Genomic DNA, 12,705 nt, shown 5'->3' with positions numbered 1-12,705 from the left:
TTGGATCAAGGACATCCGCTACGGGCCTCCAGCCGACTTCGGACTTCGTGGTGTCCAATGCTTACCAGGCTGCACGTAAACAGGCGCGAATGGCCTTCCCGACGAGCACTTTGCAGGCTAACCTCCATAGATTGCCTGGGAGGCGCATCATGGCAAGGCGGGGCTTTTCGATCGTTGCGTTGCTCGCGTTGGCGTTGATCAAGCCTTTGGTGCCGAGCGCGCACGCAGCCGAGATCAGAGTTCTGGCGGGCGGTGCGATGACCGCGGTCTGGACGGAGCTCAAGCCGAAATTCGAACAGGCTTCGGGTCACAAGCTCGATATCTTCTTCGGTACGACGCCGAACCTGATCAAGGAAGCAACGTCGGGAAAATCATTCGATGTCGGCATCGTGCCGGTCGAGGTCATGCAGGATGCCGCCGCACGAGCGCGATTTGAGGGCGGTCCGACCATCGACATCGCTCGCGTCGGTCTCGGGGTGGCAGTCCGGGCCGGCGGGGCGAAGCCGGACATCTCGACACCCGACGCGCTGAAAGCGGCGCTGCTCAAGGCGGACTCGGTTGCTTCGATTCCACAGAGCGCGACCGGCTATTCGATCGCGAAGGTGTTCGACCGGCTCGGCATCACCGAACCGATGAAGGCAAAGATGAAGCCGCAGCCGACGCCGGCGCAAGTCGTCGCGGTGGTCGCCACGGGAGAAGCCGAGCTTGCCCTGTTCCTGATGAACGTGTTGACGGCTCCGGGGCTGGACGTGGTCGGCCCGTTCCCGGCCGAGGTGCAGCAGGACGTCGTGTTCACCGCCGCACTCGGCAAGGAAACCAAAGAAGCCGCCGCGGCAAAGGCCCTTCTCGACTATCTGAAGACGCAGGACGCCGAGGCGTTGATCAAGGGCAAGGGCATGCGCCCCGGCTGAGGGTTTGCGCTAGCGGAAGTGTGCGTGCGTCCGCTCTGGGTCATCGGGCGACGCGAACTTCATCGCTCGTCCGCGTCAGCGCGGTCCCGGCGACCCGGATCGGATGCGCTAGCTCGCACGACCTTCAGCGGTCGACGGTCAATCGGCGACTTCTGCTTCCTGCGCGTCCCCTCGCCTTTCGCCGCCTTCGGAGCGTCGAGCCGCCCGGTAGCGGCCGGGCGAGAGGCCGTGATGCCGTTGGAACAGCTTCGAGAACGCCGCCGCTGTGTCGTAGCCGACCCGGCTGGCAATCCGTGCGATAGGCTCATCGCTGGTTTCCAGCAGGAAGGCCGCTTCCGCCATCCGGCGTTCGATCACATAACGATGCACGGACTGGCCGACGAGCTTGGTGAAGCGCGCCGAAAATACCGAGCGGCCGAGCCCCACGCGTTGGCCAAGCTGGCTCAGCGTCCAGGGCCGCTCCGGGTTCTCGTGAATCAGCTTGAGCGCCGGTCCGATATGCGGGTCGGATATGGCTCCGAGCCAGCCGCCCTGTCCGGGACGGAGAGAGGCGATCCAGCTTCGGAGCACTTCGACAAAGAGCACTTCCGTCAGTCGTGACAGCGCGACGCGTTGGCCGGGACGCTCGAGCGCGGACTCGATGACCATGCGGCGCAGGATTGTTTCAAGCCAGCCACCGTCCGCCGCCGGCTTCAGCAGGAGCACGGGCGGAAGCAGCTCCAGCACGCTGCCGAACAGCGGCCGCGAAACCGTGAAATTGCCGCACAGCATGGTCGAGAGCGGCTTCGCACGGCCGCCGTGACGAACGACGCCGAGACGCGGCGCTGATCGATCGATGTCCGTGATCCGCAAAGGCTTGGCTTGGCGATCCGAATAAAACGCATGCGGCTGTCCGCGCGTGATGACGACAAAATCGCCGTCGGTCATCCGTGTTTCCTGCCCTGGCCCGAGCGCGAGGGTCGCCGAGCCCTGGCTGAGATAGTGAAACAGCGCGTAGGGGCGCTCCGGCAACTCGAGATGCCAGGGATGGCCGAGCTCGAAGTGAAAGAGCAGCGTCCCGCCGAGACGGACGCGATCAAGCACCTGGGCGAGGATGTCCATGCCGCCGAGATTAGACCGGCGGACGATCCGACACAACATCCGGACGATTGATCCCTATCGTCCGAAGAGGCGGCGGAATAGCTCATGTCGCGGCGGGCCGACATCACGTGCGGCAACCATCGCGCCAACGGCAGATGGAAGAACCGCGACCTTGCTGGAAACGCCTGCCCCCCTCCCCCGGACCGTGTTCGTCCGACGTGCCAACAGGAAACTATCGATGCGAAACATCCTCCTCTCAGCCGCCACCTTGATCCTGGCCGGAACGACGTTGGTCGGCTCCGCCGCTTCCGCCGAACTGCCCAAGGAAGCAGCCCACAACATCGTGCTCGTGCACGGCGCGTTCGTGGACCAGACGAGCTGGCAACCCGTTGCCGATATTCTCACGAAGAAAGGCTACAACGTCACGCTCGTCGAAAATCCGCTCACCTCCCTCGCCGCTGACGTCGATGCCACCAGGCAGGCGCTTGCGAAGCAGGACGGCAAGACCGTTCTGGTCGGCCACTCATGGGGCGGCGTGGTGATCACGCAAGCCGGCAACGATCCCAAGGTTTCGGCGCTGGTCTATGTTTCCGCCTTCGCGCCGGAGGTCGGTGAATCCCTGGCGTCGCTGGCAAAGGCCGGCCCGCCAACCGAAGGCGGCAACGCGATCCATCCTGACGCAAAGGGCGATTTGTACATCGATCCCAAGGTGTTTCCGTCGGCTGTCGCGGCTGAGCTCCCTCCGGAAATCGCCGAGCACCTGGCCAACTCGCAGCTTCCGTTGAATCACGTTGCGTTCGAGGCCCCCGTCACCATTGCGGCCTGGCATGACAAACCGACGTTCTACGTCATCACCACGAAGGACAAGGTGATCGCGCCCGCGGCCCAGAAGTCGTTCGCAGCCAGGATGAAGGCGCAGACGACTGATGTCGCCGGCAGCCATGCCTCGCTCGTCGTCCATGCGAAGCAAGTTGCTGAGGTCATCGAAAAGGCGGCGCTCGCGAAGTGAGGATACCGCTCCCGGCGCCTTCGCGCCGGGAGCGTGTATGCTTTACGCAAAGGAACGCAAGAAGCACCGGACGGCGATGGCGCAGTCAAAGCCGCGGAATCGTCGGCGACCTCCGACAAGAAGATCTCGGCCGCTGCGTCACACCGGCCTTCCCGCTCAATCAATCATGCCAGGCATCCGGAGGATGACATGACACGACTCGACAAGGCGCTTCTTGTCGCTCTCACTGCCGCGGCTCTTTCCACCGGTGCCGTCGTGTCAGCCCCCGCCGTCAGGAAAGAGCCGCTGGATGCGGTAACCCTCAGCGCAATAAAATCAAAGTTCGCCAGGCTGATGGAATTGGCCAACAACCACGATTTCAAGGCCCTGCATGGGATGTTCTGGCAGTCGCCCTCGACCCTATTGGTGGCCAAGAGCGCGATCCCGTCCGAGGGAAATTGGGCCGGTTTCTGGGGCAACGAGGCGATTGATCAAAAGCTGCGTGATATCGGCACCTCCGGTCCGGTCGTGCTCGAGCCGGATTATTCGAAGCTCAAGATTGTCGGTCTGACGCGCGACGTCGCCGAGTCCTACGTGCCGATGAACATCACGGTCTCCTATGCCGGACAGGACGGAACATCCAGGCCGTTTTTGATGATCATCAATTGGCTTCGCGTCGGGAAGGACTGGAAGGTCGCTTCCGAGATCATTCTGCCGGTGCCGCCCGTCCCCGCCGCGAAGGGCTAGGCGCTCCGATATCGAAAATCCTTCACGCGAAGCTGGTCAGCGATGCACGGACGTTCTTGAAATTGGCACTTGTCGTGGAAATTTCGAGGTATGGCTCGGCCCGCTCGAAGCGCACAAATGCGGTAGCGTTCGACGCTGCGCCCGGATTACAATGTCCTATTCCCGGGTGAGCGCAGTCGGCTGTGAAAGGCGCGAACAGGACAACCAGACATGGCCGCCTTTCGAGAGGTCTTCCGCCGCTCCGGCATCGATGAGGGCCGCAGCCCACCGGGCATGGTGGTGCCGTTCGGGGGCTCCAACATCGTGGCGCTGATCGATCCCGGACGAAAGCTCAAGGTCGATCCCAACCCCCATGCCCTCGGGATCAAGGAGATCGATGGCGCCGATACCCTTCGACGCGTCATGCAGGCCAGAGAGACTTTCTCCCAACCCGATATCGATCCGCAGCTCAGGGCGGCGTCGCTTCCCGCCACCTTCAATGGCGATGCACGGTTCTTCGAAATCAATGGCCGGATCAAGCCGATCGCCTTTCCCGGCCTGGAGGTGGTGGCGCGGTCGGCGCGCGGCACGATCGAGGCGAGGCTCCGTGTCGCCGTGCTGCGAGAGATCACCGTCAAAGTGGCGTTCCGCAATCTCATGGTGCCGGGCAGCAGCGGCTCTCCGACGTTTCACGCCAAGAAGCCCTGCAACGAGCAGGATGAATTGCTGACGATGAACAACATATGGCGGCCGCAGGCCAACATCCGTTTCGAGCGGGTGCCGAGTGACTGGGTGGTCATCGACGACTCGCAGGCTGACGTCAAAAAGGAGATCGCCAATGCCACCGGTATGAAGGACGCGAGTCTCGCGATCCTTCCCGATCTGATCGACGTCGAAAAAATGAAGGGCATGTTCGTCAAGCACAAGGTCAAGGGTGCCCATCTGACCATTTTCTGCGTCGACAAGCTGTTCCACAATGGCGGCTATCCCAATGGCGCGTTTGCCCGAGGGCTGGACCTTGCCTTCATCTGCTCGCAACGCGGGCCGAACACGTCTGCCCATGAATCCGGGCATTTTCTCGGCTACTACTCGAAGAGCCCGACCAAACCCTGGGACAGCCAGGGCCACACGCTGGAGGTCGATCCGAAAACCAGAAAGGAAAACCGGGCGGAAGACATCAAGATGCTGATGCGCGGCGGCGGCGCCGGGTGGAAAATCCCGTTCAATCTCGTCAAGGAATTCCGCGACTTCCCCGGCTAGCATCCGATGATCAGACGGAAGCCGGAGATCACCGCAGACGTTGAATGGCGTCCTTGGGTCACGCGCCGAACATCCTCGTCAAATGGGCTGGCCGAGGTCGTCACGCGTGCGTTGTTCACGCACGGTCGACGTCCATGGACTTTTGTCGGACAGCTCTGGCTTCAGCTCATCGCCCGTCCCGTACTGCAATCGCGCACCAGCTTCCAAGCGAGTGCAAATCCGGACTACAAGCGGTTCTTGTGGTTCAACGCCATGGGCGGCAAGAGCTGACCGCAGGAGCCGCCACCGTTGCTCGGTGAAGACACCGGTATGGCAGAACTCTTCGCAGCAGCAATACACTCGACCCGCGCGAAATGTGAGGTGCAGTTCGAACTCCTCGCCATGCCCTCGAACGTTTTCGATATTCAAGGCGTAATACTGATCGGGGTGCCCTTCGGCGCCTTTGTTCCGTCGGAGTAGATCGATCCAAGCGGCACGAATGCGGGCTTGGATAGCCGTTTGCGTATCCATGAAAGTCGCGCTATCAGCGCATTCTGAGCGGCAAATGATCGTAGCGATTGCCGATACTTCTTATCACGTTTGTTCGGATTTCGCCTTTGGTCGCAGCGACGTCTGCCGCAAGCCGGCTGAGGGTCTAGTTAGCATTCTCCGATCGATTGCGTATCCGTCGCCGGATGACCTCGCCCAACGGCGTGTCAGGTGTTTTACGAAACGCCTTGAGCCGCTTGATCCGGCCTTTACCCGCTACCTGCGACTGCGCATCGTCCAATCGTTCGTCTGCAACACGACCCTCTACTCCAATGAGGGCCTGTCTGACCGCGCGGCGTTCATCTTGATGGGAGAGCTGTTTGCTGCGCGGGATATTCTTTCGACTGCTTTTCTGGTTCTCGCCGTAGGTGTTCCGACGATCATGTTCGTAACTCAACAGCTTCTTTTCTTGAGGCGTTTTGACTTTGCTCATCACCGCTTCCAAGGCTTACGTCGGCTCCCATCGCAACGAGGGTAGCGTTCTTATCTACTCGTTTCCATGTCCGCTTCGGGTCATAAGCCGCCGCTCGACAATGTTGGCTAGTATGGCCGAACTTCAAAAGTTACTCGCTCAAAGTCGATGCGAGACGTGCTTTCTCCATACGAGAACCCTTCCAGCTTGCTAATGTGACCATCCCGAAGCCAGAGCAAAAATCCCATACCGTGTTGAAGACCGGCAACGGTTGCATCGACGCAACCCAACGGCGAAGTAACGCCATTGATTGGCGAGGGATACGAGACATCGAGCGTGGTATGAAAGCCGGCTCCCGTGTTCTCTCGGGCAATGGCGCGCACTCCACGCGGACTGGCAAGCGCATCGGCGACTTCAGGCACCTGAAGCGCAATGGCGCCAAGTACGGCCTGCTCTAGCGCGGACAATTCTTCCATGAGTTGATCCTATGGCCTAGCTTCCAGAATTGTCGCCAGGCCCGCCCGGCCAACCGGGTCCAAAATCCGAATTGTTTCGATCCGGCGAGACCCTCATTCCCTGATAATATGCATAGCCAATGAACCCCAGCAGGATGACCAGGCAGATGGGGGCAAGAAGCCAGTCCGACATGTTCTGGTCCTCGGATCAGTTTTGCTCGGATCGAATGATACGCCAAATGGGTCAATCATCGATCCAATCAAATGCTAAAGTTGGATCGAGCCGCCGGGTCTGCAATGTGCCACATGGGGACTACGGCACCCCGCGCAGCAAGGTCGGCCAACGGCCCGAACCGGCCTCTCTCCGCGTAAAGTGGGTCCTGGCTGAACGGAGAGGAAGATGAGCGTGCCGGAAATCATTCGACGAGCCATCGAATTCGGTGAACGGAACGGCAAAATCACCTTCGATGAATTGAATCAACTGTGTGACAGTGGAGTCCTAGCTCCCAAAGACATCGAATGGATTCTCAATGCTCTGAGCGAAGCCGAAATCAGGATTGAAGAAGACTGAGGCACGGTTGCTTCGCGCTATCTGAGTTGCATTGAGTCCGGCCCACGCACCTCGGACCATTCTGCAACGCCCAGAGCGTCTGATAGTACGGTGAGGACAACAGATTTATCAATTTTCGCATCGTGAGGCAGGATGGCATTAAGACCCGTCACACCACTCCGCCATTTGAGGCCCTGCTTTATTCCCACCTGCTCCGTTCCGTTGGATCGTCGGAACATGAACACCTGCCAGACACCGTCAGCCAGACGATAACAGCCTTCGACGAAGGGCATGTCTTCGGTCATGACAAGATCAAATGTTATTTCTGCCTTCATCGAGCATCTCGCTGCCAATTTGGCGATCCGAGTTGAAGTGCCTGCGTATCAGATGGCTGCCACCGCAGTCACCGCAATGAGGACGACGGTTACGAGTGCCCCTGAGACATAGAGAATGGTTCTGATGCTGCCGCCTTTGGCGGCGTTGCCGCCGCGCAGATAGATCGCAACGTGAATGAGGCGGATGGCGACGTAGATCCATACGAGCGTCGCAAGCGTGACTGGTCCAACCCCCACCCTCATGGCCAGCAATGCCGGCACGACAAAAGGCGGCAGGGCCTCCACCATGTTCATGTGGGCGCGATCTATCCGGTACAGCAGGTTGCCGTCATCCAGCGGCAGGACAGGTCCGGAGAGTGCTCCGGCCCTGCCCTTGGACGATCCTGAATAGACCGCCAGCACGATCGGCAGCAGGCAAAGGGCAAGTACTCCGACAACGCTAAACGAGTAGGCCGCCATACAGACCTCCGCAATCACGACGATGGCGCAACGGACATGTGATCATCATGCCTCGCGCGCAATCCGCTCGGCGAACCGCTTCAGATAGAGCGGCCAGCCCTGATCGCCGTCGACTCCATCGCGCACGCCTTCCCAACCCTCGCCATGACGTTCGAGGTGACGGTGCTCGAGCTCCAACCGTGTCCGGCTCGGCGTCTCGGCAATGAACCGCACCTCCCATTCGCTGGTCTTGTCGGGATCGGTTTCGATTTGCCAGCGCGGGCTGATGTCCCAACTTAGAAGCACGCGATTTGGCGGCTCGAAAGCCAGCACGCGCGCCCAGCGGCATACGCTGCCGTCGACGCCCCGATCATAAACGTGACCGCCGACCCGGGGCTCAAACACGGTCTCTGCAATGGGAACGGCGAGCAGATTGTGCTCGCGCGGCTTGAAGCTGCCGAAGTCTTCGGTGAAGACCTTGAACGCGCGCGCGATGGGCGCCTCGACCACGATGGATTGCTTGATGGGCGCGGCCGATACACGTGTGCTCATTGCTTGTCCTCCACTGATTTTTCGACGGCCTCTTTGTAAGCTGCCAGTGTGCTGCTCCAGAACCGGTCGAGCCAGGCGCGCATCTGGCCGAGCCCCGCCGGATCGATGTGATAGATGTTGCTGGCCCCCTTTGGCTCGGCACGGACCAAGCGAGATTCGCGCAGCACCTTCAGATGCTGCGAGACGGCCGACTGGGAGACCGTCAGTTCTCGGGTGATTTCGACGACGGTGCGAGGCCGAGCGCCCACCAGTTCGAATATCCGTCGACGCGTCGGATCGCCGAGCGCTGCCAGTTGCACGCTATCTCTAGCCATGGCCCGCCGACGCATGGCAGGAGCCCTGCCTTCGGGACAATCCCACCCGATCACCCGCGCGGGCTTTGATGTCATTAGTCATGGCTAATGATTAGCACGTACTTATGATAGCGTCAAACGCGGGCGGAAAATTTCAGTTTCGATCATTTTCGACGGATTCATCGGGGATTGTCGGCCGCTTCTGCCCGTAAGCGCCGAACGCGAACCGTTGGCTCGCAGTCGGCCCTCAGCGCCCCGTCCATGACGGCTTGCGCTTTTCGCCGAACGCCTTGAGGCCTTCCTTGGCGTCCTCGGTCATCGCGAGCAGGGCGATCTGGCTTTCGGTGTAGGCGATGCTCTCGTCGAACGACATCGAGGCGATCGCGCGCATCGCATATTTGCCGCGCCGGATCGCGGTCGGCGATTTGTCGACGATGCGGCTGATCAGCCAGTCGATCTTGGCGTCGAGCTCGGCTGCCGGCACAATGTAGTTGAGGAGACCTGCGGCCTGCGCGCTCGCGGCATCGAACGGCTCGCCGGTCAGCGCCCATTCGTTGACGAGGCGCGGCGGCGCGATCGATTGCAACAGGCTCAGCACCTGCATCGGGAACACGCCGACCTTCACCTCGGGCAGGCCGAAGATCACATGATCGGCCGCGACCGCCATGTCGGTCATGCACAGCAATCCCATGCCGCCGGCCATGCAGACGCCGCCGACGCGCGCGATCGCCGGCTTGGTCGCGCTCTGCGACAGCCGGAGCAGATCGGCATAGTCGACATTCGGGCGCGAGAAATCCATCGAGAACGCCGCACCGCTGTTCTGCAGGTCGGCGCCGGCGCAGAACGCCTTGTCGCCCGCGCCGGTCAGCACGATGACGCGCACGTCCTTGTCGTCATGCGCGTCGCGATAGCCCTTGGCGATGCCGGCGATCACGCCAGCATTGAGCGCGTTGCGCTTGTCCGGCCGGTTGATGGTGATCCAGAACGCCTGCCCGCGCTTCTGAAGAATGACGCTGTCATCGGTCATGGTTGTCGCCTGTGCGCTGTTGCCAGCCCACATTTGCGGCAGGACCGGCGCCGACTGCAAGCAGGATTTATGCGGCAGCCGGCGCCTTTTTGACCCAGACCTTGTTGTCGTGGAACGCGGCGCCGCCGACCGGCGCCACCACGTCCGCGCCGGTCAACATGTTGATGCCGCGGCCGCCGAGATGGGACTTGTTCGGATGGATGGATTCGGCGATCAGCACGCCGCGGCGCACGCCGTCGAACAGTTTTGCGGTCAGCGTGGTTTCGCCGCGCGTGTTGCCGAGCGTCACGGCATCGCCGTCGGCGATCGACAGCGCCGCCGCGTCTTCGGGATGGATCATCACGGTCGGCGCGCCCTCGCGGGCCTGCGATCCCGGCGTCTCGTTGAAACTGGTGTTGAGATAGCTGCGCGAGGGCGAGGTCGCGAGCCGGAACGGATGCTGCGCGTCAGCCTCCTCGATGATGGTCCAGTGGTCCGGCAGCGCCGGCATCTGATCCCAGGGGCCGAGGCCGGGATTACCCCACGGCGGATGGGCCCAGTCGGCCTTGAAGTGGAACTTCTTGTCGGCATGCGCGAATCCGTCGAGGTAATGCGAGGCGCGGAAATCCGGCTGCAGGTCGCGCCAGATGTCGGCCTCGAGGCCCTCGATCGTGCCGTGGCCGCTGCTCTTCAGCGTCACGTCGATCAATTCGCGCGGCGACATCTCGAAGCCGGGATGCGTTGCATTGAGCCGGCGGCCGAGCCCCTGAAGCACCTCGTGGTTGGAGCGGCACTCGCCGGGCGGATCGATCAGCTTCGGCCCGACCGATATGTGCTGGTGACCGCCGCCGTAATAGAGATCGTCGTGCTCCATGAACATGGTCGCGGGCAGCACGATGTCGGCCATCGCCGCCGTCTCGGTCATGAACTGCTCGTGCACCGCGACGAACAGGTCGTCGCGGGCAAAGCCCTGACGCACCAGCGCCTGCTCGGGCGCGACCGTCATCGGGTTGGTGTTCTGGATCAGCATCGCCTTGACCGGCGGGCCACCCTTTAAGGACTCGGCATCGCCGGTCAGAATGCGCCCGATTCTGGATTGATCGAGCCAGCGCGTCGAAGGGTCGATCGCGTCATGGCCCTCGATCACGGATTCATTGAAGCGCCAGATCGCGGCGTTGTTGAAGAACGCGCCGCCGCCTTCATGCTGCCAGGCCCCTGTCACCGCCGGGATACACAGCGCCGCATGCATCTGTGCCGCACCGTTGCGGCTGCGGGTGAAGCCGTAGCCTAGACGGAAGAAGGAACGCTTGGTCTCGCCGACCAGCCGCGCAAACGCCTCGATCTCCTCGACAGGCACCCCGGAGATCGCCGAGGCCCATTCCGGAGTGCGGGTCTTCAGATGGGCCTCGAGCTCGTCGGGACAATCTGTGTACTTGTCCATATAGGCCCGGTCAGCATAGCCGTCGCGGAATAGCACATGCATGACGCCGCAGGCGAAGGCGGCATCGGTGCCGGGGCGCAGGATGATCTTGACGTCGGCCTGCTTCATCGTGTCGTTGTTGTAGACGTCGACCGCGGCGATCCTGGCGCCGCGTTCCTTGCGCGCGCGCATCGCATGCGTCATCACGTTGACCTGGGTGTTCACCGGGTTGGTGCCCCAGATCACGACCAGATCCGAAACGCCCATCTCGCGCGGATCGACGCCGGCGATCTTGCCGGTTCCGATCGCGAAGCCGACGCGGGCGATGTTGGCGCAGATCGTCGAATAGAAGCGCGAGTACTTCTTGACATGCGACAGGCGGTTGATGCCGTCGCGCATCACGAGGCCCATGGTGCCGGCGTAGTAATAGGGCCAGACCGATTGGGCGCCGAATTCGCGCTCGGCGGCATCGAACCGTGCCGCAATCTCATCCAGCGCCTCATCCCAGGAGATCCGCGCGAACTGTCCGGAACCCTTGGGCCCGGTCCGGCGCATCGGATAGAGCAGCCGCTCGGGATGGTGGATCCGCTCCGCGTAGCGCGCGACCTTGGCGCAGACGACGCCGGCCGTATAGGTCTGCTGCTTGGAGCCCCTGACCCGGCCGATCGAGCGGCCGTCGATGACTTCGATGTCCAGCGCACATGCCGAGGGGCAATCGTGCGGACAGGTGGAATGGCGGATGTCGACCTTGGCGTGCTGGTTCATGTCAAATTGGTAACATCAAACGACCTCCCCGCCGAGAGGCTTTATCGGACCGGATTCTGCGCGATTCGCGCACGAGCCATGCGCCGGGCAACGCCAGATGGAACGGCGCGGATCGTCCGATGGTTGATGCAGCGCACAGCAACGGTCAAACGCCTACGATAGTAGCATCGCGCTGACCGAGATTCCGCAATCAACGGTAGAACCAGCGGTTGGTCAGTCTCGGCAAAATTGCTATGGTCATTGCCATATTGCGGCGGTCGTTCATGACAGCCGGCCGAGCTCGCAGGCAAGACGAGACGGCGCAATTGCAGTCTGGGAAATCTGAAAATGTACATTGAAGGCACCGACGGCCCCGACAACCTCAACGGCACCGATGCCGACGATCAGATCGTCGGAAAGAAGGGCGACGACTTTCTGTTCGGTCTCGGCGGCAACGACCTCTTCACCTACTCCGTTTCCGACGTTGCCAAAAGCGACGGCTCGGACGCTGTTGACGGCGGAACGGGCACTGACACCTTCCAGGCGAACGCAGGCTATCTAATGCTTGACGTTTCCCCCTATCCAACAACCGCCAGCCTCACTGACGCCGGTGGCGGACTCGCATGGTTCGGGCTTTCTCAGTTTTGGACCATCAACCTCCCCCTCCAGGATCCGAGGAATGGGTTTTATACGTCGGTCACAACCCTGAAGGCGGTTGAGAATTTCAGCTACATCGCCACGCATGATACGTCCGATCATCCGTTCCAGTACTCGTTGGCTGATCAACTAACAGTTGGAGACCTGTCATCGACCGGGCTGACCGGACAAATCTACTTCGACGGCGGCGCGGGGAACGACCTTCTGGACGCGCATGCGGCGGGGAATGCGATCCTCGCATACGGCGGAACGGGTGATGACACGCTGATCGGGGGCTCCGGCACCAACACGCTCTACGGACAGGACGGCAACGATACCCTGACCGCAGGCAGCGGGTCGAATACCCTGGT

Annotated in this window: 16 protein-coding genes; 6 read left to right on the top strand and 10 right to left on the bottom strand. The window is 61.6% G+C overall.

The window, feature by feature from the left end; all coding sequences use genetic code 11:
* Nucleotides 1-47: 47 nt before the first annotated feature.
* Nucleotides 48-911 (top strand): molybdate ABC transporter substrate-binding protein, encoded by an 864-nt coding sequence (locus tag JQ633_RS32185; protein ID WP_349631647.1) that lies wholly within the window; start codon nucleotides 48-50, stop codon nucleotides 909-911.
* A gap of 138 nt (nucleotides 912-1,049) precedes the next feature.
* Here the strand turns inward: JQ633_RS32185 and JQ633_RS32180 are convergent, their stop codons facing one another.
* Nucleotides 1,050-2,012 carry an AraC family transcriptional regulator gene (locus JQ633_RS32180; protein WP_211989813.1) on the bottom strand — a complete coding sequence of 321 codons (963 nt, stop codon included), beginning with the start codon at nucleotides 2,010-2,012 and terminating at the stop codon, nucleotides 1,050-1,052.
* A gap of 217 nt (nucleotides 2,013-2,229) precedes the next feature.
* Between JQ633_RS32180 and JQ633_RS32175 the strand changes: the two genes are divergently transcribed.
* From JQ633_RS32175 to JQ633_RS32165, 3 genes are all read left to right on the top strand, one after another.
* Nucleotides 2,230-3,000, top strand: a complete 771-nt coding sequence (locus tag JQ633_RS32175) for an alpha/beta fold hydrolase (protein ID WP_211989962.1) — start codon at nucleotides 2,230-2,232, stop codon at nucleotides 2,998-3,000.
* Between the two features lie 189 nt (nucleotides 3,001-3,189).
* On the top strand, nucleotides 3,190-3,726 hold the full coding sequence (locus tag JQ633_RS32170) for a hypothetical protein (protein ID WP_211989812.1): 537 nt from the start codon (nucleotides 3,190-3,192) through the stop codon (nucleotides 3,724-3,726).
* Nucleotides 3,727-3,936: 210 nt separating this feature from the next.
* Entirely contained in the window at nucleotides 3,937-4,965 is a 1,029-nt protein-coding gene (locus JQ633_RS32165) for a hypothetical protein (protein WP_211989810.1), read from the top strand.
* A gap of 78 nt (nucleotides 4,966-5,043) precedes the next feature.
* Here the strand turns inward: JQ633_RS32165 and JQ633_RS32160 are convergent, their stop codons facing one another.
* The 3 genes from JQ633_RS32160 to JQ633_RS32150 form a co-directional block, all read right to left on the bottom strand.
* A complete protein-coding gene (locus tag JQ633_RS32160) occupies nucleotides 5,044-5,475 on the bottom strand; it encodes a hypothetical protein (RefSeq protein ID WP_211989808.1) in 432 nt (143 codons plus the stop codon).
* Between the two features lie 124 nt (nucleotides 5,476-5,599).
* On the bottom strand, nucleotides 5,600-5,926 hold the full coding sequence (locus JQ633_RS32155; RefSeq protein WP_211989806.1) for a hypothetical protein: 327 nt from the start codon (nucleotides 5,924-5,926) through the stop codon (nucleotides 5,600-5,602).
* A gap of 107 nt (nucleotides 5,927-6,033) precedes the next feature.
* Entirely contained in the window at nucleotides 6,034-6,381 is a 348-nt protein-coding gene (locus JQ633_RS32150) for a hypothetical protein (protein WP_211989802.1), read from the bottom strand.
* Nucleotides 6,382-6,760: 379 nt separating this feature from the next.
* On the opposite strand from JQ633_RS32150, the gene JQ633_RS32145 reads away from it, so the two are divergent.
* Nucleotides 6,761-6,931, top strand: a complete 171-nt coding sequence (locus JQ633_RS32145) for an RNA polymerase subunit sigma-70 (protein ID WP_211989801.1) — start codon at nucleotides 6,761-6,763, stop codon at nucleotides 6,929-6,931.
* Nucleotides 6,932-6,948: 17 nt separating this feature from the next.
* Here JQ633_RS32145 and JQ633_RS32140 read toward each other — a convergent pair whose 3' ends face one another.
* From JQ633_RS32140 to JQ633_RS32115, 6 genes are all read right to left on the bottom strand, one after another.
* The gene (locus tag JQ633_RS32140; RefSeq protein WP_211989800.1) at nucleotides 6,949-7,245 is read right to left on the bottom strand and encodes a hypothetical protein; all 297 of its coding nucleotides are present in this window, start codon (nucleotides 7,243-7,245) and stop codon (nucleotides 6,949-6,951) included.
* Nucleotides 7,246-7,293: 48 nt separating this feature from the next.
* Nucleotides 7,294-7,704 carry an MAPEG family protein gene (locus tag JQ633_RS32135; RefSeq protein ID WP_211989799.1) on the bottom strand — a complete coding sequence of 137 codons (411 nt, stop codon included), beginning with the start codon at nucleotides 7,702-7,704 and terminating at the stop codon, nucleotides 7,294-7,296.
* A 45-nt stretch (nucleotides 7,705-7,749) separates the two neighbouring features.
* Nucleotides 7,750-8,235, bottom strand: coding sequence for an SRPBCC family protein (locus JQ633_RS32130; RefSeq protein ID WP_211989797.1), 486 nt, complete (start codon nucleotides 8,233-8,235; stop codon nucleotides 7,750-7,752).
* Nucleotides 8,232-8,549 carry an ArsR/SmtB family transcription factor gene (locus JQ633_RS32125; protein WP_211989796.1) on the bottom strand — a complete coding sequence of 106 codons (318 nt, stop codon included), beginning with the start codon at nucleotides 8,547-8,549 and terminating at the stop codon, nucleotides 8,232-8,234. The genes JQ633_RS32130 and JQ633_RS32125 overlap by 4 nt, the downstream gene beginning before the upstream one ends.
* 226 nt (nucleotides 8,550-8,775) lie before the next feature.
* Nucleotides 8,776-9,555: an enoyl-CoA hydratase/isomerase family protein gene (locus JQ633_RS32120; RefSeq protein WP_211989795.1), complete on the bottom strand. Its 780-nt coding sequence runs from the start codon at nucleotides 9,553-9,555 to the stop codon at nucleotides 8,776-8,778.
* A gap of 67 nt (nucleotides 9,556-9,622) precedes the next feature.
* Nucleotides 9,623-11,719: a molybdopterin oxidoreductase family protein gene (locus JQ633_RS32115; RefSeq protein ID WP_211989794.1), complete on the bottom strand. Its 2,097-nt coding sequence runs from the start codon at nucleotides 11,717-11,719 to the stop codon at nucleotides 9,623-9,625.
* Between the two features lie 327 nt (nucleotides 11,720-12,046).
* Here JQ633_RS32115 and JQ633_RS32110 point away from each other — a divergent pair.
* A partial coding sequence (locus JQ633_RS32110) for a calcium-binding protein (RefSeq protein WP_433995713.1) occupies nucleotides 12,047-12,705 on the top strand: 659 nt, incomplete at its 3' end.

Origin of the sequence: Bradyrhizobium tropiciagri, assembly GCF_018130505.1 — a bacterium.
Taxonomy (GTDB): domain Bacteria; phylum Pseudomonadota; class Alphaproteobacteria; order Rhizobiales; family Xanthobacteraceae; genus Bradyrhizobium; species Bradyrhizobium tropiciagri_B.
The sequence above is the reverse complement of the archived record's forward strand: the minus strand, read 5'-3'. Positions and strand labels throughout refer to the sequence as shown.

Bases quoted from the DNA above. Each gene is read 5' to 3' on its own strand.
- JQ633_RS32180 (WP_211989813.1), bottom strand. From the start codon at position 2,012: ATGGACATCCTCGCCCAGGTGCTTGATCGCGTCCGTCTCGGCGGGACG.
- JQ633_RS32175 (WP_211989962.1), top strand. From the start codon at position 2,230: ATGCGAAACATCCTCCTCTCAGCCGCCACCTTGATCCTGGCCGGAACG.
- JQ633_RS32170 (WP_211989812.1), top strand. From the start codon at position 3,190: ATGACACGACTCGACAAGGCGCTTCTTGTCGCTCTCACTGCCGCGGCT.
- JQ633_RS32165 (WP_211989810.1), top strand. From the start codon at position 3,937: ATGGCCGCCTTTCGAGAGGTCTTCCGCCGCTCCGGCATCGATGAGGGC.
- JQ633_RS32160 (WP_211989808.1), bottom strand. From the start codon at position 5,475: ATGGATACGCAAACGGCTATCCAAGCCCGCATTCGTGCCGCTTGGATC.
- JQ633_RS32155 (WP_211989806.1), bottom strand. From the start codon at position 5,926: ATGAGCAAAGTCAAAACGCCTCAAGAAAAGAAGCTGTTGAGTTACGAA.
- JQ633_RS32150 (WP_211989802.1), bottom strand. From the start codon at position 6,381: ATGGAAGAATTGTCCGCGCTAGAGCAGGCCGTACTTGGCGCCATTGCG.
- JQ633_RS32145 (WP_211989801.1), top strand. From the start codon at position 6,761: ATGAGCGTGCCGGAAATCATTCGACGAGCCATCGAATTCGGTGAACGG.
- JQ633_RS32140 (WP_211989800.1), bottom strand. From the start codon at position 7,245: ATGAAGGCAGAAATAACATTTGATCTTGTCATGACCGAAGACATGCCC.
- JQ633_RS32135 (WP_211989799.1), bottom strand. From the start codon at position 7,704: ATGGCGGCCTACTCGTTTAGCGTTGTCGGAGTACTTGCCCTTTGCCTG.
- JQ633_RS32130 (WP_211989797.1), bottom strand. From the start codon at position 8,235: ATGAGCACACGTGTATCGGCCGCGCCCATCAAGCAATCCATCGTGGTC.
- JQ633_RS32125 (WP_211989796.1), bottom strand. From the start codon at position 8,549: ATGGCTAGAGATAGCGTGCAACTGGCAGCGCTCGGCGATCCGACGCGT.
- JQ633_RS32120 (WP_211989795.1), bottom strand. From the start codon at position 9,555: ATGACCGATGACAGCGTCATTCTTCAGAAGCGCGGGCAGGCGTTCTGG.
- JQ633_RS32115 (WP_211989794.1), bottom strand. From the start codon at position 11,719: ATGAACCAGCACGCCAAGGTCGACATCCGCCATTCCACCTGTCCGCAC.